The 16,164-nt window shown below is 64.6% G+C and carries 15 protein-coding genes; 8 read left to right on the top strand and 7 right to left on the bottom strand.

Annotation, left to right across the window (positions count from 1 at the left end; all coding sequences use genetic code 11):
* The first annotated feature begins 98 nt into the window (after positions 1–98).
* Positions 99–1,313 (top strand): type VII secretion-associated serine protease mycosin, encoded by a 1,215-nt coding sequence (gene mycP, locus ACFVYF_RS35715; RefSeq protein ID WP_389462203.1) that lies wholly within the window; start codon positions 99–101, stop codon positions 1,311–1,313.
* Complete coding sequence (locus ACFVYF_RS35720) at positions 1,310–1,912, top strand: hypothetical protein (RefSeq protein WP_389462204.1); 603 nt, start codon at positions 1,310–1,312, stop codon at positions 1,910–1,912. Before mycP ends, ACFVYF_RS35720 begins: the two co-directional genes overlap by 4 nt.
* A gap of 86 nt (positions 1,913–1,998) precedes the next feature.
* Here ACFVYF_RS35720 and ACFVYF_RS35725 read toward each other — a convergent pair whose 3' ends face one another.
* The 7 genes from ACFVYF_RS35725 to ACFVYF_RS35755 form a co-directional block, all read right to left on the bottom strand.
* Positions 1,999–2,493, bottom strand: coding sequence for a hypothetical protein (locus ACFVYF_RS35725; RefSeq protein ID WP_389462205.1), 495 nt, complete (start codon positions 2,491–2,493; stop codon positions 1,999–2,001).
* Positions 2,494–2,540: 47 nt separating this feature from the next.
* Positions 2,541–4,790: a hypothetical protein gene (locus tag ACFVYF_RS35730; RefSeq protein ID WP_389462206.1), complete on the bottom strand. Its 2,250-nt coding sequence runs from the start codon at positions 4,788–4,790 to the stop codon at positions 2,541–2,543.
* A 68-nt stretch (positions 4,791–4,858) separates the two neighbouring features.
* Positions 4,859–5,332 carry a hypothetical protein gene (locus ACFVYF_RS35735; protein WP_389462207.1) on the bottom strand — a complete coding sequence of 158 codons (474 nt, stop codon included), beginning with the start codon at positions 5,330–5,332 and terminating at the stop codon, positions 4,859–4,861.
* A 164-nt stretch (positions 5,333–5,496) separates the two neighbouring features.
* A complete protein-coding gene (locus ACFVYF_RS35740) occupies positions 5,497–6,138 on the bottom strand; it encodes a hypothetical protein (RefSeq protein ID WP_389462208.1) in 642 nt (213 codons plus the stop codon).
* A 67-nt stretch (positions 6,139–6,205) separates the two neighbouring features.
* A complete protein-coding gene (locus ACFVYF_RS35745; protein WP_389462209.1) occupies positions 6,206–8,491 on the bottom strand; it encodes a hypothetical protein in 2,286 nt (761 codons plus the stop codon).
* A gap of 4 nt (positions 8,492–8,495) precedes the next feature.
* Positions 8,496–8,945, bottom strand: a complete 450-nt coding sequence (locus ACFVYF_RS35750) for a hypothetical protein (protein ID WP_389462210.1) — start codon at positions 8,943–8,945, stop codon at positions 8,496–8,498.
* 814 nt (positions 8,946–9,759) lie between these two features.
* Positions 9,760–10,164 carry a hypothetical protein gene (locus tag ACFVYF_RS35755; protein WP_389462211.1) on the bottom strand — a complete coding sequence of 135 codons (405 nt, stop codon included), beginning with the start codon at positions 10,162–10,164 and terminating at the stop codon, positions 9,760–9,762.
* A 498-nt stretch (positions 10,165–10,662) separates the two neighbouring features.
* Here ACFVYF_RS35755 and ACFVYF_RS35760 point away from each other — a divergent pair, with 498 nt between their 5' ends.
* From ACFVYF_RS35760 to ACFVYF_RS35785, 6 genes are all read left to right on the top strand, one after another.
* On the top strand, positions 10,663–11,097 hold the full coding sequence (locus tag ACFVYF_RS35760; protein ID WP_389462212.1) for a DUF2563 family protein: 435 nt from the start codon (positions 10,663–10,665) through the stop codon (positions 11,095–11,097).
* Between the two features lie 2 nt (positions 11,098–11,099).
* Positions 11,100–12,878 (top strand): hypothetical protein, encoded by a 1,779-nt coding sequence (locus ACFVYF_RS35765; RefSeq protein ID WP_389462213.1) that lies wholly within the window; start codon positions 11,100–11,102, stop codon positions 12,876–12,878.
* Positions 12,879–12,967: 89 nt separating this feature from the next.
* Entirely contained in the window at positions 12,968–14,209 is a 1,242-nt protein-coding gene (locus ACFVYF_RS35770; protein WP_389462231.1) for a S8 family serine peptidase, read from the top strand.
* 120 nt (positions 14,210–14,329) lie between these two features.
* On the top strand, positions 14,330–14,677 hold the full coding sequence (locus ACFVYF_RS35775) for a WXG100 family type VII secretion target (RefSeq protein WP_389462214.1): 348 nt from the start codon (positions 14,330–14,332) through the stop codon (positions 14,675–14,677).
* Between the two features lie 63 nt (positions 14,678–14,740).
* Positions 14,741–15,043: a WXG100 family type VII secretion target gene (locus tag ACFVYF_RS35780; RefSeq protein ID WP_389462215.1), complete on the top strand. Its 303-nt coding sequence runs from the start codon at positions 14,741–14,743 to the stop codon at positions 15,041–15,043.
* Positions 15,044–15,184: 141 nt separating this feature from the next.
* Positions 15,185–16,159, top strand: coding sequence for a serine/threonine protein kinase (locus ACFVYF_RS35785; RefSeq protein ID WP_389462216.1), 975 nt, complete (start codon positions 15,185–15,187; stop codon positions 16,157–16,159).
* Positions 16,160–16,164: the final 5 nt, after the last annotated feature.

Genomic DNA, 16,164 nt, shown 5'->3' on the forward strand with positions numbered 1-16,164 from the left:
GTGGGTTGAAGACGCCGCGGCTCGCGGCACGGAGCGCGGGAGCGGCAACCCGGACGGCGGCCGCCGGCCGGTGCGCGACCCGAACGGCAGTGCTGGCCATGGTCACTGCCCTCTCCGCGACAACCTCGGTCCTTGCCCTGCCCTCGTCCGCCGCCTGGGCCGACGACGGTGGCCAGTGCACATTCCCCTCGAAGAACTACTCGGGCCGTCCCTGGGCACTGCAACGCGCAAACCTCGACGAACTGTGGGCGCAGTCCACGGGCAAGAACGTCAAGGTGGCTGTCATCGACACGGGCGTCGACGTCAAGAACAAGCAGCTCACCCGTGCCGTCGACGCGTCCAAAGGCAAGAACTACCTCCCCTCCAAGAACTCCAAGGGCGAGAAGATCGACCGCGGCAACAACCAGGGCACCACGGACACCGTTGGCCACGGAACGCGGGTGGCCGGCATCATCGCGGCCCGCCCGGCCAAAGGAACCGGCTTCGTCGGCCTGGCTCCCGATGCCATGATCATTCCCATCAAGCAGAACAACGCGGAGGGCGACGGTACGGCCGCCACGCTGGCTCAGGCGATCGGTTACGCCGTCGACGCCGGTGCCGACGTCATCAACATCTCCCAGGACACGGCCAACGCTGTCGAACCCGATCCGAGACTGCGGGAGGCCGTCGACCACGCCCTGGGCCAACAGGTCGTGGTCGTCGCCTCGGCCGGCAACGACGGCCTGGGCGGCAACGTCAAGGTCACCTACCCCGCGTCGTACAAGGGCGTCCTCGCGGTGGCGGCCTCCGACCGCAACAACGAGCGCGCTTCCTTCTCCCAGTCCGGTGATTTCGTCGGAGTGGCGGCCCCCGGCGTCGACATGATCTCCACGGTTCCAGGCGGCGGCCACTGCTCCGACAACGGGACCAGCTTCTCGGCTCCCTATGTGGCCGGCGTGGCAGCCCTGTTGAAGTCCAAGTATCCGAAGTGGACGGCCCGCGAGATCGTCGCCCAGATCGAACAAACGGCAGAACGCTCGGTCCCCGTGCACGACCGCCTGGTCGGCTGGGGCGTGGTCGACCCGGTCAAGGCCCTGACGGATGTGGACCCCGCCCATCCCGTGGAGACACCCAAGGCCGATGGGGGAGTGACCAGGGCTGAGGCACCCTCCGTCGCGCCCCTGCACTTCGGGGAGACGGCGGAGGAACGGAACACCCGGCTGGCGACGTACGTGGTCGTCGGGGGCCTTGTCGTGGTGGCGGGGCTGGGTGGCACGGCTGTGGCGGTGCGGGACGCGCGACGCCGGCGCCGGAGGCCGGGGGACGAGGTATGACGAAGCTGGTGGTGATCAGCTTCGTACTGGCCGCCGTGATGGCGGCGGCTGGCTGCATCACAGCGGACCGTGTACGCGCCTGGCGCAGCGCCTTGAACCCTTCGGCGCCTGAACTCCCGGGTGCCGCGTTCGCTGTCGGCCGCGTTGTCTTTTTTGGGTTGGCCGGGGTGATGGTCTTCACGGGATTCCAGCTAATGACCGTCTCCGACAACGCCGAATGGAGCGACGACGAACTGACCAGCGCGGTACGTCAGGCGACATCGGCTCTCGACGGAAGCACTCACTATGGCGACATCTACGGCGACGACAGCGGCTTTGACGCCGAATACGCGACGATGATCGAGGACAAGGTCGTCACGAAGGGGAGCGGCGACGCTCCCCAGCTCGGCGTGGACGCCGCCCCGGCCGATACGAACAAGGCCTCAGACGCTCGGTACACGGTCACAGCCTCCGGCGCGAACACGACCTTTTGCTTGCACATCGAGCGCACCCGGTCGAAGGACGGCGACTGGGATGCGCCCGGTGTCGCGGGTGGCGAGGGGACTGTGACGGTGCCGGTGTACGAGTTCGGGGTGACGTCCCGCTCGGGGGCGTGCTGACGGCACACTGCGCCGCATCGATGGGGCCGAAGGAGGCGGCACTTTTCGCCATCTCGGTCAGACCTGCCGGCCTCTTGGCATCCTCTTCAGGACCCTTTCCTGCAGGGCTGTTCTTTCTTGAGTGCCGCCGTGTAGCCGGAGATCAGGGTCTTCATGGCGGACTCGTCCTGCCGCCCTGGTTTGAGAGTCCTGATGTAGGTACTGACAGCCTCGTCCTCAGCGCCCTTCTCCTGGCACTGGACGACCGACACCGCCGCTCGGTCCACGTAGGCGATGGTGCCGCCCTCGCCGGTCTTCGCGTGGCCGATGGCGTGGTCGTAGGACGCCACGCGCCAAGCAGACTTACCGGCGTCGATGACGTCCCTCTGGACCGAGAGCACCATGTTCCCGTCCACCGTCACCTCGCAGGTCGTGACGGCATCGCTCACGGGAGTCGCATGATCGGATGTGAGGTGCTGTCCCGTTGCGGGAAGCAGACGGGAGAGGGCGTTCGCTGGGACGGCGACTCCGCACAGAGCCTTCGGCACCGAGAACTCTCGCTTCGGCTCCTCCGATGTACAACCGGCCACAGTGTTCGCCATCAGAGCAGCGAACAGCACGCTCCCTCCCAGCCGGTATGTCCTGTACCTCAATTCGCGTCACTCTCCGAGTTCCACTGGGCGCCGGCCGAATGACTGTTACCGGCGGAGACACGAGCGGCGCGGCGCAGGTCGCTGGCTGTGTCGTAGTTGACGTCGGAGTTGTTGACCAGGGCGCGGTCGACCGCATCCTGCGCGGAGTCGATGCTGGCCTCGCGCCCCTTGGAGTACATGTCTCCGGCCTTCATCTCCGCTTCGGTCGTGGTGTCCTTCTCAATGCTCTTCATGATGGAGTCCTGGATGTCCTCTGAAGCCCATCCCAGAGGAGCGCCTACAACCGGGACGCGTTCCGCGGCCTTGTCGATCCCCATCCCGAGGATCCGGTCCACCCACTTCTGCTTGTCTGCAGCCGCCTCGTTGAACTCGGTGTCGGACGCGGCATGGTACTCGTAGATCGCGTCGGCCCGGGAGTCGCTCATGATGCCGGCGATCGCGGCACCGGGCGCTACGGCATCGCCTACGCGACCATCTAGCGAGGCCGCCGAATGGCTTTCGCCGTTGATGACATGATCCACAAGCTGAGCCGTGTAGGCCTGCTGTGCGCTGGTGATCGCCGAATAGGCTTGCGGGTCCTGCCCTACCTCACCGAGGAACCGCTGCGCATGGCCGGGGTCCAGCCCGGCCGGCTCGCCGAACGTCGAAAACTGCTCGCTGTCATCGCCTTCCCCGTACATGGCCCGCTGGAAGTCGCCCATGTACTCGGCGGTGATGTCCCCGAGACTCCCGCGCATGCCGTAGAGCGGCCCAGAATCGACGTCGACGTCGCCGTTCTCGTTGTGCCGGATCAGTTCGGGGTGCTCGCCAAACTTTTCGACGATGTCGTGCACCAGATCCGCGCGCGCCTGCGTGTGCCGGATGGCGTCGCCGGTGTCGTCACTGTCGTACGGCCGCCCCGTCGTCGCCGACTCAAGGGCGTGACCGAGCGCTTCGGGTCCGAAGCCCAGTGCTGCCCTGGTTTTGTCCTCGTCGGCCAGGACATTCGTGTCGTTGGTGTCGATTGTCCACTCGAAGTCCTTGTCGGTGAACAGGTCGAGATACGAGCTGAAGCCGGAGTCACCGTCCTTCTTGACCGTGCCGTCCTCGTTGTACGCGGTCGGCGGCTCGGTGAAGAACTTCTCTGACGCCTCGGGACTGTGACCGAGCGCCTCCAGGACGCTGTTGAGCGGATCGTTGCCGGTGCCGAGCTCACCGGAGGGGTTGAAGCCGTAGATGTCCGGGTTGCCGGCCGGCTTATTCGACAGGAACTGGTACGGATCCTCCTTGTGGAGCTGGGTGATGTGCTCCGCGATGGGGGTCAGGAACCTTGCGTCGTAGTCGCCGTAACGTAGGAGACCGCCCAGGACCTGGTATCCGTACGGCTTGTTCATCTGTCCCTTTTCCCAGCCGATCTGCTGGGTGCCCAGCCGTCGGAACTCCGCGTTCCAGCTGTTGGGCAGATGCTGCTTGTGGTCTGGGTCCGTGGCGTTGGCCAGCGTGTAGCCCATGACCTTCTGCAGGTCCTTTACTTCGTCGAGCCGTGTCTTGGTCGCGTCGGCGTCAGTGCCGTCGATGGACATCTCGGCGTAGAACTCGAGTGCCTTCTCCGGGCCGCCGAGTCCCTGGTAGAACTCGGTCGCAAACTCGCCGTCCTTCTCCCCGGAGTTGAACCGCAGCAGGCGGTTGAGCTCGAGCAGTTCGGTGTCGGACATCTGGTCGCCCTTGCGGGCCAGCTCCACGGCGCGCTCGACCTCGGCGTCATTCAAGGACTCGTACTTGCTGTGTCCCGCGTTGTGGGCATCGTTGCCGTGGCTCTTGCCGAGGGCCCGGGCGACCGAGGCGTCGATCTCGGCGGCATGGGAGAGGAGCCGGTTGATCCGGCTCTCCAGTTCCCGCTTGGCGTCGAGTTGCTCTTGCGTACGTTCGTCGGTGTCACCACGAATGTGAGGGAAGTAGCAGCGGACCTTGCCGTCGCCGATGTCTTCGACACGGACGCCGAGATTGCTTGCGTCGCTCCCCACGGCGGTCTTGATCTGCTTCTGGAGCGAGGCGAGTTCCGAGTGCCCGTCGCTGAGCACCTGGTAGATGCTGTTCGCCTCGGTGTGGAGATCTGAGATCTCCTTCGTCGTCTTGGTGATGAAGTCACGCGTCACCGTCGCATTGACACCGGCCCACTGAGCGGAGTCTGACTTTGCCTGCAGCCCTTTGCGGGAGTTCTCCGCCAGCGTCTGGAGGCCGTCGACGGTCTTCTTCCAGTCCGACACTGAGGTGGCGAGCTTGCCGAGGTCGACCTCAACGAGGTCCGTGAATGTGAGAGCCATGGACGGTTCCCCTATTTGAAGTACTCGTCGAGCTGGGACACCGACATGGCCGAGCCATCGCGGCCGCTGACGACAGCTGCGATCTTCGCGTCGTCCTGAGTGTGGAGTTTCTGGCTGAAGTCCAGGTGATTGGAGATGTGGGCGCAAGCCTGGAGAACGGATTTGACCTGAGACGTCCAGATCTCGACGGTCGTCTCCAAGGCGCTCCCCGTCTCAAAACCGTGCGACTTCAGCGTGGCCGCGGCTTGCATGGTCGAGCCGGCTCCGTCCTTGCCGGCGCCTGCTCCTGCGATGTCGGCCTCCTTGCTGAGGTCGCCATACAGGATGTTCGCCTCGTGTCCGACGGCACCCAGGTCGTCCTGGTGCACGACGAGGTCGCCGGTACCTCCGCCTCCACCCTCCGGTGCCAGCTGGTTGAGGCGCATGCGAGTTGGCTGCCGCTCGGCTGCCTGGGCCTTCAGCTGCTCCCACTCTTCCCATGCCATGGGCCGACTCCTTCCCCGTGTGCCCGGTCGTCGGTGCGCCTGTCAGCTGGACGCCAACGTTGCGACCCTGGTGCCGGTCAAATTAGCAACTCTGCCCAGGGACAGGTTCGGCGACGTCCCTTGTGTGCTGTTTGTCTGACGTGAAGGTTCGAAGGAGAGCCCCCTCAGTCGGCCTCGGCTTCCGGGACTTGTGAGGGGAGCGCCGCCTGCGATGCGCAACCTGCTTTGGCGGCCACTTTGCGGGACATGGAGTTGAGGACCATCATGCGGTCCTTGTTCACGTTGTCACCCCGCATCTTGCTGGTCACCGAAAACATCTCCGCCTTCACGTAGTTCGTGTTCCCGACGTAGGCGTCGTTGGTCGTCGCGTTGGTCGGGCAGCGAAAGAACATGTCTGCTCCATTGCGGCCTGCGACCGCATAGACGCCCAAGTGATACCTGACCCGGTCGTCTTCGGACTCCTTTCCGGAGCCCGAAGGGTAGGTGAGGGACGCTGAGAACCGGACCTCGAAAAGCGGCTGTCCGCTCTCGTCACCTGACTTGTACACCCAGCACGCGCTCCGCTTGAGGTACTCGCCGTGCAGGTGCTTGACCGCTCTGTCCAAGGAGAACGTGTTGGGCTCGCCGGCATCATTCGTTCCGACGCGTTCGTCGAATCGATCTGTACCGGACAAGCGTTGCAACGCTGCCGCAGCCGACGCGTCGAGCGCTCCGTCGCAAACCTTGCTCGCGGCCACATCCGTGATAGCGCCCTCGGGTTGGCTTTTAGCGGGGTCGTTGCTGCAACCGGTGGCGAGAGCGGCCACAGTTGCTATACCGAGGGCTCTACTGAGAGCACTAAGCTCTGAGATCCGACGCATTGCCTGTCCTTACTCAGTCCTTGTATGAAGGTCGACCTCTGTAGTCATTCTCGTGCGAGCCCGTACCCATGTAACTGTTCTTCGTTTCTTCGACCCACTGTTGGTCGTCAGCTGAGTCCCTGGCCTTTGGATGGTCCTTGAAATACGAGTCATAGGTCGATCCGAGGTCGTCGACCCCCCTGCCGTAGAAATCCCGGCTGGTCATCTGCGACTGAGTCATCGGGTCAGATTCCGCACTGTCCGTGGCTTTGTCGATCTCGTGCCCGACCAGCGTGTTAGCCGCCTCGGTGAGAGTGTCCGCGGCAAGTGGGGCGATGACGAGTGCGGCTGCTGTCGAACCCGGCACCGGAACCGCGGCCACACCGCCTGCGATGACTGCTCCTGCCATCAGTTTCTTCCAGTCGGCCGACCGGCCTAGCGCCTTATTTGCTTCCTCAGAATCCACGCCGTGGGTCGTTTCTTCCTGCTGCACGCGGGAGTTGTCCAGAATTCCGCGAGCCTCTGCACCGACAGCCATCACGTCCCGCGCCTGATGCAAGTTGGCGTCGCTCGTGGCTGGGTGGGCATCCAGCATGCTCAAGGTGTACAAGTGTTGAGCGGTGGTCACGGCCTTGTGTGAGTCCTCGTTTTGGCCGAGGACGCTCAGGAAGTCGATGGCTCCCTGATTTCCGAACTGCGCGCGTCCGGCGTATTGGCCAGGGAAATCCCCGGCGTCCTTCCCGTGGTCGCCGATACCGGACAACTCGTAGTCGATGTCGTCGATGTACGCACCGGCCATCTTGCCCAGGCTGTCGGCAAGTTCGGGCTGGTTGTGCAGCATCGTCGGGCCGCCTTCACCGCCGTACAGGTAGGCGACCTGTTCCATGACACCGGCGGTCGCGGCAGTGCGTTGTTCGCCACCGGCCTTGATGGTGTCCGTACTCGCGTCGTATGCATATCCAGTCGTGGCGGCTTCCAGTGCATGACCGAGTGAGTCGCGTCCCGCGACGTAACCGTCCTTGCCCTCGAGCGTTTCGTCAGATACCCAGACGCGCTCTTGTGTCAAATACTTCAGGTGATCGTTGATCTCGGAATCCTTGTCGACGCTGTCCCTGTCGACTGCACCGTCAGTAACGTCGGGCCGGGCAAAGAATTCCTCCGAGGCACCTGGGTTGTGCCCCAATGCCTCCAAGAAGCCCGTCACAGGATCACGACCTCGGTCGTTCTTGTAGCCCCAGTAGTTCAGGTCGCCCTGGTTGGCATTGTTGACCCAGAGACTGATGCCCTCGCCGTTGACCTGCTTGTCGTAGGCCAAGAGCTTGTCGCCGTAGTTGTTGAGGAACTGATCGTCGTAGTCACCGAAACGCATGAGGTTGCTCATGACGGCGTACCCGGTCGGATTGTTCGCGTCGTCGGTACCGAGCTGGCCCGGCCCGAGCTTGACCATCTGTTTTTCCCAGCTCTGCATCTTGTCGCTGTCCGAGAGCGTGGCTTGACCGATGGTGATCCCAAGGTTCTTCTGGAGCTGTTTGGCCTGTTTGCTGCGTTCGGGGTCGTACTGCCCCTGGTAGGGGTCGGCGATCCCGGCGTAGAAGGTCAGCAGCTTCTTCGGCCCGACGCGCTCGGCGAACTCCTCTGCGAAGAGCGGGTCGTTCTTGTACTTGGCCAGGTTGGCGTTGAGCGTGGCGAGCTCCGTGTTCGTCACGTCGTGCGGATTCTTTGCGAGGATCTTGGCCAACGCGTCGGCCTCGGCGACAGCCTTGGCCGCGGAGTCGCGGTCCTCATAACTAGCGTCGGAGAAGCCGTACTTGGCTTGGTCGACAATGAGACGAAGCACTTTCGCAGCGGTGGTGTCGCTTTCAGTCGCCTTGTCGAGGATGCCCTGGATCTCATCGCGAAGAGCAGTGATGTCGCCTTGGTTCGTCTTGTCCTCTGTGGCACGTCCCTCTGGGGGCACATTGGTGGTGACGGTGAACCCGCCCTCGTAACCGATCACCGTGAGATTCTTCCGCTGTCCGCCCTCAATGGCGCTGTTGACCTGTGTGCGGTAGCCGACGAGCTCGCCACGGGTGTCGCTGAGGATCTTGGCGACCGTGTCGGCCTGAGTGTGGGCGTCGGCGAACTCGCCGGCCGTCTTGTCGATGAACTCGCGGGTAACGGTGGCGTTCTTACCGGCCCAATCTGCCTTCTGCGCCTTGCCCTTGAGGTTCTTGTCAGCGTCCGTGGCAAGGTCCTTGAGGTTCTTTGCCATCTCCTCCCAGTCCGTGATCGCCTCACTAAACTGGTGGAAATTTCCGTAGCGGAGCGCGTCGAGGTCCATCGACTCAGTTGCCCTTCCGCTCATCGAAGCCCTTGTCGAGCGTGGCGATGCTGCTGATCGTGCCGGCGATGTAGACCTCGTCGCCCGCATGCGCGCCCTTGGTGTAGTCGAGGTGATTGGAGATGTGGGCGGTTGCATCAAGTAGCGACTGGACCTGGTCCACCCAGTGCTCCGCTACATGGTCCAGCGCCGAGCCGATCTCGTACCCCTCGCTCTTCAAGCCGCCGGCGGCCTTCATCGAGCTGATGCGAGCATGGTCGCTGTAATGGTCGAATGCCTGATGCAACTCATACGCGGCATCGCCGATTGCGGCGAGGTCGCTCTGGCTGACGCGGAGGTCGCCCTGTGAGTTCCCGCCCGGATCGGACGGGATCTGGTTGAGTCGCATGTGCGTAGAACTCTGCTGGCGCTCGAGCGCCTCACCTTTGAGTTGCTCCCACTCGTCCCATGCCATGTAAAAGGCCCTTTCCCCGTGATCGTGACCGGCCGCCAGTGCTTGCTGCGGAGTCTGGGGCTTCGCAGCAAGAGACCCGGAGCACGGTAGCAACTCCCTTACACCTGAGGTCAGTTGCCCTGCTGTCGTGAGTTGCCCCGCAGTTGTGATCAATCGTATGTGGGAGTCTGATGGAGATGACGCGTGGAGCCAAGCTGACGGCGTCGCCCGTGGTCACGATCCGCCAGAGCGTCGGTGGCGACAGCGGTTCGACGACGAATGCGCGACGCTGATCGAGGACAGGTCATTGAAATGGGCAGCGGCAATACGCCGCAGCTCGGCGTGGAGGCCGCCTCGACTGACACGAAAAGGGCGTCAGACGCTCGATACACGGTCCTGGGTACGAGCACCGCCGCGTGTACGCGTATCGAGCACACATGATCGAAGGATGGGACTGGGAGGCGCCAGGTGTCGCTGGGGGTGTGAGCGGTACCGACCTGCGCGTTCGAGGTGACATACCGCCCGGGGAGTGCTGACTCGCTGCCGATCAGGCGCAAGGGGCGGCGACTGTTCACCGTCCGCCTTCAGTTGTCCCCGAGGCGGGGAGTCACTCCTCGAGCTTGGACGGCATGTCGCACTTCGCTTCGGTGTGGGCGTACGAGGCTGCGCTTGTCGCCAGATTGATCAGATCCGCGCGCGTCTCGGAACTGCCGGAATCCCCTGCATGCTTCAGTTGAACAACAACACTGAGGTTGTACTGGCCACCCGGGATCTTCCCCGTGGACGTCCAAGGCACGAAGACAGCGGCAACTGAGGAGGAGGCGACCGCCTTCGCTCAGGCCTCGAACGAGGTGAGTTGGTCCGACCCCTTGGCGTACTGCTGAATCTCGCCGTCGACCCAACTCGCGCCCGGCTCGGCGCGCATCATCTGGGTCCGAGCGCTCATGAGCTCCTGCCTTCCACCCGCGACTGAGCAGGCCGAGCCGTAGCTGTCATCACCGTCGTCCACGCGCAGAGTCACATCGTCGTCAAAGGCGTACGACGAATTTTTCGGTAGCACGGACTTGAGCGCGGGCAGGGACTGTGACGACGGGCCGAGTGATTCGCACACCGCACTCGCCGCGATCTTCCCCGTTCCATCGTTGAACGGTGAGAACCTGAAGAGATAGGCGGCGGCCAGAAGGCCCCCGACTGCGACGGCGGTACCAGCGATCAGGAGTTTCGCCCTTGTGGCGTTCACGTCAGTCTTCCTTTTCCAGCTGCTGGGGGCGCCTTGTCCAGCGCCCAGTCGGCCGCCAGCGCTGCCTGCGGAGCCTGGGACGTCGCAGAAAGAGGCCGAAGAACGGTAGCAACTCCCTTATAGCTGGGGTCAGTTGATCCGCGGATCGCTAGTCGCCCTCCGGTCGCGGTCAATCGCATGTGGAAGTCTGATGAAGATCAGGCGTGGAACCGCGCTTGCGGCGTCGGCCGTGGTCACGATCGGCCAGGCCCTCGTGGGTGGCGAGGTGGGAACCGTGTGGTCTCAAGCGTAGCCAACCGGCAAATAGGTCAAAGGGTGACATTCGATTCAGTCTCGTAACTGAGTTAAGACATAGCCCGGTTGGCCCCGATGTACAGGTTGACTACAGTGGTAAACGCGTTGTGAGGTACTGATCGCTTTGCGATCGTATGGAGTGTGGGCGGTCCACCGCAGTCGGGGTGTGGCCGATGGATGTACGGGGAAACGGGGAGGAGCGTCGTGCTTCCGGCAGACATGGTGGGGGGCGTGTCGGCAACCAGGGCAGCGAACCTGGAGGCCAGCAGTGAGGCGTTGACTACGTTCATGAAGCGGGTTGACACGGTGCTGCACGACCTTGAGTCGTCGGCCGGCAATCCGGCGCGGGTCGGCGCTCAGACGATCAATGCAGGGTCGCTGAACAGCGGTGCGCAGGGTGCCTTCCCTGAGGCGCACGCCCTGTATCAGCAGTACAACCAGGTCCATGAGCGACTCACGTCTCTCTCCAAGACCCTGCACCTGCAGATCGAGGCGATTGGTATCGCCGTCCTGGGCGCGCATCGGGGCTTCGGCAACCTCGAAGAAGAGCAGCGCCAACGGTTCTGGGAGATCCAGACGGAGATCCGGAATGCGACGGACGACAAGCGCACCGGCAACGGCACCGGCCTGAAGGCGTGACGATGACTGACGAGCAGCACAAGGCGGACCTTGACCGGGTCTCCCAGCAGAACTCCTTCACGGATTTCACCCGCGGTATCGAGGAGCGGCCGCAAGGCGACGGGCTCCTCGACAGTCTCGTATTCGGTCCCCTGCGTGCAGCGGTCGAGAGCACCCCATACGGGCAGTCCATGCACGGGCGTACGAGTTTTGAGGACTACGACCTCAATCGGATGCTCGACCTGGTCGAACAGACGAACCCAGAGGACCTGGAGTCCTCCGGCAAGGCCCTGTGGGACGCGCGCGACGCCATCAAGTCGGCGGCCACGGAACTCAGCGGTCACGTCGACACCGTCCACTGGGTTGGAGAGTCGGGCGAGGCGTTCCGTACGTGGGGCCGTTCACTCGTCACTGACACACACAAACTGAGCGACTTCGCCGGCGGAGCGGGCGATCAGATCACCGCGGCTTCCGTGGGCCTGGCGTCCGTGCGCAGCGCCCTGCCGCCTCGTGATACGCATGCGGCCCGGAAACGCCCCGAGAAGTTCACTGAAGCCGAGAAGGCGGGCAACAGCGACGAGTACGCCACGGCCGTACGAGTGGAGAAGAACCGCCAAGAGGCGATCAACCAGTTGAACCGGTTGTCGTCGTACTACGCGGTGTCGACGGATCAGCTGAAGGCCTTGAACGACGAAGCGCCGGAGTTCAAGCCGATGCCCAATGTGGGGGTGCCTCCGCCTCAGAAGGCAGCGCGCCGCGACACCTCGGGAAGTTCCGACTCCGGCAACTCGCAGACCGCCGGAACAGCAGGGGTAGCGACTCATCACACCACGGTTACGTCCGGGACGGGCCACGTCGGTGAGCATGTCACAAACGATGTGACGCCCCCTGTCAAGGACGTGACCGGGCACGTTGCCTACCCTGATGATCCCGTCGGTACCAATATCGACGACGTCGGCACCCTTCCACCGCCGACGACTACGCCCGTGACCGGTCACACGTCCCCGGTCACCCCCGCCACTGGTGGAGGCCCGACCGGCGGGTTCGAGACCGGCTACGGGACTCCCATCCCGAACGGCACCTCAGGCAGGGGCCTGGGCGGAGCAGGTGGTGTCCGTAACCCCGTGTCCGCTCAGGGGCGAGCCGGGGTGTCCGGTTCGGGCAACTCGGGCTCGGGCCGAGGGCCCGCGAATCAGATGGGCCGCGCCACGTCGACGGGTCAGTCGGCTGCCAAGGGCACTGCTTCCGGAGCGAAATCGTCCCCGATGGGCCGAGGTGTCACCGGTGGCACCCCGCGGGCCGGCGGCACGACAACGCCACGGGCCAAGGGTGGCCCGAGCACCGGCGCCGGCCGAGCGAACGGTGTGGTCGGGGGACGACCCACGACATCTGCCGGCAATGCGTCGAAGAGCGGGCCGAAGCTTCCTCGGGGCACGGTCGTCGGTGCCGAGGGAGCGGCCAACTCCCGACCTGCTACTGGCCGACCCGGGCAGCGTGCTGTCGGCGGAACGCCCGAGTCCACTGTGCGGCCCGGTTCGAGCGCGGCTGCCTCTCGGGGAGGCGCGGGCACGTCCGAGGCCGTCACCGGCAGGCCGGCCGCACGCACTTCCGTCGCCCGTGCCGAGCGAAACGGTATGACGCGCGGCGGAGCGGGCCTCGTCCGCGGGTCCGGCGGCACCCGGGGGAAGCCCGGTGACGGAGAAAACACGGACGGAGCGTCGCGTCCCGACTACTTGGTCGAAGACGAAGAGACGCACCTGCCCACCAAGCCGCGGCGCGATGTGCCGCCGGTCACCAACTGAGCGCGAGCGAGGACCAGAACGCCATGGAGTCAGGGACCAGCCGACGAGCCGAGCGGGCTGCGATCCTCAGGACGCGCTGCGGAAGGCGACTGCGCGCTGTGGGCGCGGTCGTCGGCGCCCTGGCCGCCGTCAGTGTGGGGTTCGCCCCGAGCGCCATCGCGTACGACGCCCAGTCGAAGCAGTGGTACTTGGAGCCGATGCAGACTGCGGCAATGTGGAAGGGCAGCACGGGCAAGGGGGTCAATGTCGCTGTCATCGACAGCGGGGTGAACCCGAATACGCCGTCTCTGAAGGGACAAGTTCTGGCTGATGAAGTCCCCAAGGCCGTTGCGTACCGTTCCACAGACGACTACAGCGGTCACGGATCGACCATGGCCGAGTTGATCGCGGGCACGGGAAGCGGGGGCGGCCTCCAGGGACTGGCGCCGGGAGCGAAGATCGTTCCGTATCGAGTCGATCTCGAGGGAGTTCCGGGCGGCGCGGAGGGAAGGAAGAAGACCCCCGAGCCCTGGCAGGCGATCAGGGCAGCCGCCGACAGCGACGCAAAGATCATCAGTATGTCGTTCGGAGGACTGGTCAGCCCGCACGAGGAAGAGGCGGTCAAGTACGCCGCCTCCAAGGGCAAGCTGATGATCGCCGCAGCGGGTAATGCGGGTCGCGGGAATGGCCAGATCGACTATCCCGCCGCCTACCCCTACGTAATCGGCGTCGCAGCAGCCAACAAGTCCTTGACCGTCTCGAAGTTCTCCTCATACGGAAACTACGTCGACCTCGCGGCGCCGGGTGAGGCGATTCCAGGCTGGTGCAATGCCGACTTCCGCTCGTACTGCGACGAGCAGGGTACGAGTGCCGCGACCGCCCTCACCTCAGCCGCTGCCGCACTGATCTGGTCCGCCCATCCTGACTGGACGGTGAACCAGGTCACCCGCGCCCTGATCGACACGGCCGGCCGCACGTGGGCGAAGAGCAACCCGAGTAAGTACGCCGGTTACGGGTTCATCCGTCCTCGCCTGGTTCTCGAGAACCCCGACTACAACGCCGGCCCCGCGAATGTCGATCCGCTCGCGAAGGACAACGGCGGGGACCTCTTGGCCAAGTCCTCATCGAAGTCTTCATCGTCGTCCTCACCTTCCGCGTCTGCATCAGCCTCGTCACAAGCCCCGGAAAAGGGTTCTGCAAAGGGTTCTACGGGCGGAACGTCAGCAGCAGGATCAAGCGTGGAGTCGTCGGACGACAGCAACACGCTGTGGATTGCGCTGGGGGCAGCCGCTGCGGTGGTTGTGATCGGGGGCGCAGGTGTGGCAGTGACACGAGCACGACGCGCCAGGTGACCTCGTCAGTTACCCGAGCCATGCGCTGTCGGGTGGGGCGTGGAGAAAAGGCTCACCGTTGCTGTGCGATGAGCCGAGACAGCTGGATCAAGAAGCAGAGAGAGAAAGGGCAGGCTGACGATGGTTAGCAAGCAGAAGCTCGAAGATGCCAAAGTCATCGATCTCCAGAAGAAGATGTACGACAAGTACGACGGCATCCGGAAGCGCGTGCACGGGCTTCAGGGAGTGATCGACGGCCTTGAGGGCCAGTGGCACGGTATCGGCCGTGCCGCGTTCGACAAGAAGCAGTACGAGATCAACGAGTCCCTGCAGAACATCGGCAGGATCCTCGGTGATGTCATCGAAGCGATGACTGCGACGCGCAACATCACGGACAGCAAGGAAGACGAGGTGCGCGCGGCGGTCAACAAGATTGACATCCAGGACGGCGCTCCCACGGTCCAGACGTCTCCCCTGACCTCCTACTGAGTCGGGCATCGGCCGGACGGCCGGGCATCCATCAGGCACACAAGCGAGACGAGGTAAACAGCAATGGGCGGTAAGAACGCTGAGGGACTGTCCGTCACTTACGACGGGCTCGACGTGGCAGCCACCAAGATCGGCAACGAGGCGACGGCCCTTGAGCAGGACCTGCAGGAGCTCAAGCAGCTGGTGGTGAGCAGCCTGCAGTACTGGGAGGGTGAGTCCCAGGGCACCTTCAACGAGAAGCTGCACAAGTGGGACAAGGAAGCCAACGACATTCACACGGCGCTGACCGGCATCGGCCACGTCGTCTTCACGTCGGGTGGTACCTACATGGAAGGTGACAAGAAGGGCGCCAGCTACTTCCGGTAGAACGAGCGGCCTGAAGAAGTCGTGGGGTGGGCGCGCGCGGGAGGCGCCCACCCCGCTGCTGTGCCCGCAAGGGCCGCATCCCCGCCCTTGGGGCGGACAGGACAAGGGACCAGGTGTGAGCCGTAAGGAGGAAAGCTGACGATGCACGTGCAAGATGCCGGGCGAGGTACGAGGCGGATCGGCCCCTACACAGTCGTCACCCGGCTCGACATCGGGATCCCGGCGCATACGCCCGTCCCCGAGCATCGGTACATCGCCCGCAGCGTCGATGGCGATCGCACCGTCCATCTCAGCAGGCCTCTGGCGACGATGGACCCGCAGCGGTTCATGGCCGAAGCCGGCTCCTCCCGCTACCTCCTCGGGCCATGGGTGCTCCCGGCTGTCGAACTCGCCGCGCCTGGCCATGAGGTGTGGTGCGCCCGTCCCTATGTGCCCGCGCTTCCGCTCCCCATCGCCCTCGCGGTGTACGGCGGTCCACTGCCCGAGCGAACCGTTCGGTCGCTAGCTGTCGCGCTGGCCGAGACCCTTGCCGTAATCCACGGGCAGAACCTGACCCATGCCGGGCTGTGCCCGTCCGCCGTGCTGCTCGCGGCTGACGGCCCCCGGCTGACGTGCTTCGGGGCAGTGCGGGCTGCCACGCAGGATGGCGACGTGCGCCAGGGAGTGCCCGGGCTTGATGCCGGCAGTCTCCCACCCGAGCAGGCCGCGGGTGGGCAGCCGCGTCCGCTGGGCGACGTATACGCGCTGGGTGCGACGCTCGCCTATGCCGCTACGGGGTACACGATGCCGGAACGGGACGAACTCCCGCCCGAACTGCGTTCGCTGGTTGCGCGGTGCCTGAGCCGGGATCCGGCTCATCGCCCTCAACTCTCCGAAATCATTGGCGAGTTGGCGGGCGGCCCTGTGCAACCGGATGTTCCCGCGGGATTTGGCATCGCCTCGCGCGCCGACGCACTGCTCGGCCCCGGCTGGTTGCCCGCTCGGGTCGTCGCTGCCATCGCGCACCAGTCGGCGTCCGTGCTCGCAGCGGAGGTGGAGATGCCGGCGCAGGGGCATCCGTCCTCGCTTCCGGCCGGGACACCGTTCCCGCCCGCCGTCCCCCACCAGAGCTACTGACGACA

This window comes from Streptomyces sp. NPDC058274 (assembly GCF_042881375.1).
Lineage (GTDB): Bacteria > Actinomycetota > Actinomycetes > Streptomycetales > Streptomycetaceae > Streptomyces.

Coding starts and splice junctions, on each gene's coding strand:
- ACFVYF_RS35750 (WP_389462210.1), bottom strand. CDS start 8,945: ATGGCATGGGACGAGTGGGAGCAACTCAAAGGTGAGGCGCTCGAGCGC.
- mycP (WP_389462203.1), top strand. CDS start 99: ATGGTCACTGCCCTCTCCGCGACAACCTCGGTCCTTGCCCTGCCCTCG.
- ACFVYF_RS35735 (WP_389462207.1), bottom strand. CDS start 5,332: ATGGCATGGGAAGAGTGGGAGCAGCTGAAGGCCCAGGCAGCCGAGCGG.
- ACFVYF_RS35785 (WP_389462216.1), top strand. CDS start 15,185: ATGCACGTGCAAGATGCCGGGCGAGGTACGAGGCGGATCGGCCCCTAC.
- ACFVYF_RS35725 (WP_389462205.1), bottom strand. CDS start 2,493: ATGGCGAACACTGTGGCCGGTTGTACATCGGAGGAGCCGAAGCGAGAG.
- ACFVYF_RS35775 (WP_389462214.1), top strand. CDS start 14,330: ATGGTTAGCAAGCAGAAGCTCGAAGATGCCAAAGTCATCGATCTCCAG.
- ACFVYF_RS35765 (WP_389462213.1), top strand. CDS start 11,100: ATGACTGACGAGCAGCACAAGGCGGACCTTGACCGGGTCTCCCAGCAG.
- ACFVYF_RS35745 (WP_389462209.1), bottom strand. CDS start 8,491: ATGGACCTCGACGCGCTCCGCTACGGAAATTTCCACCAGTTTAGTGAG.
- ACFVYF_RS35720 (WP_389462204.1), top strand. CDS start 1,310: ATGACGAAGCTGGTGGTGATCAGCTTCGTACTGGCCGCCGTGATGGCG.
- ACFVYF_RS35780 (WP_389462215.1), top strand. CDS start 14,741: ATGGGCGGTAAGAACGCTGAGGGACTGTCCGTCACTTACGACGGGCTC.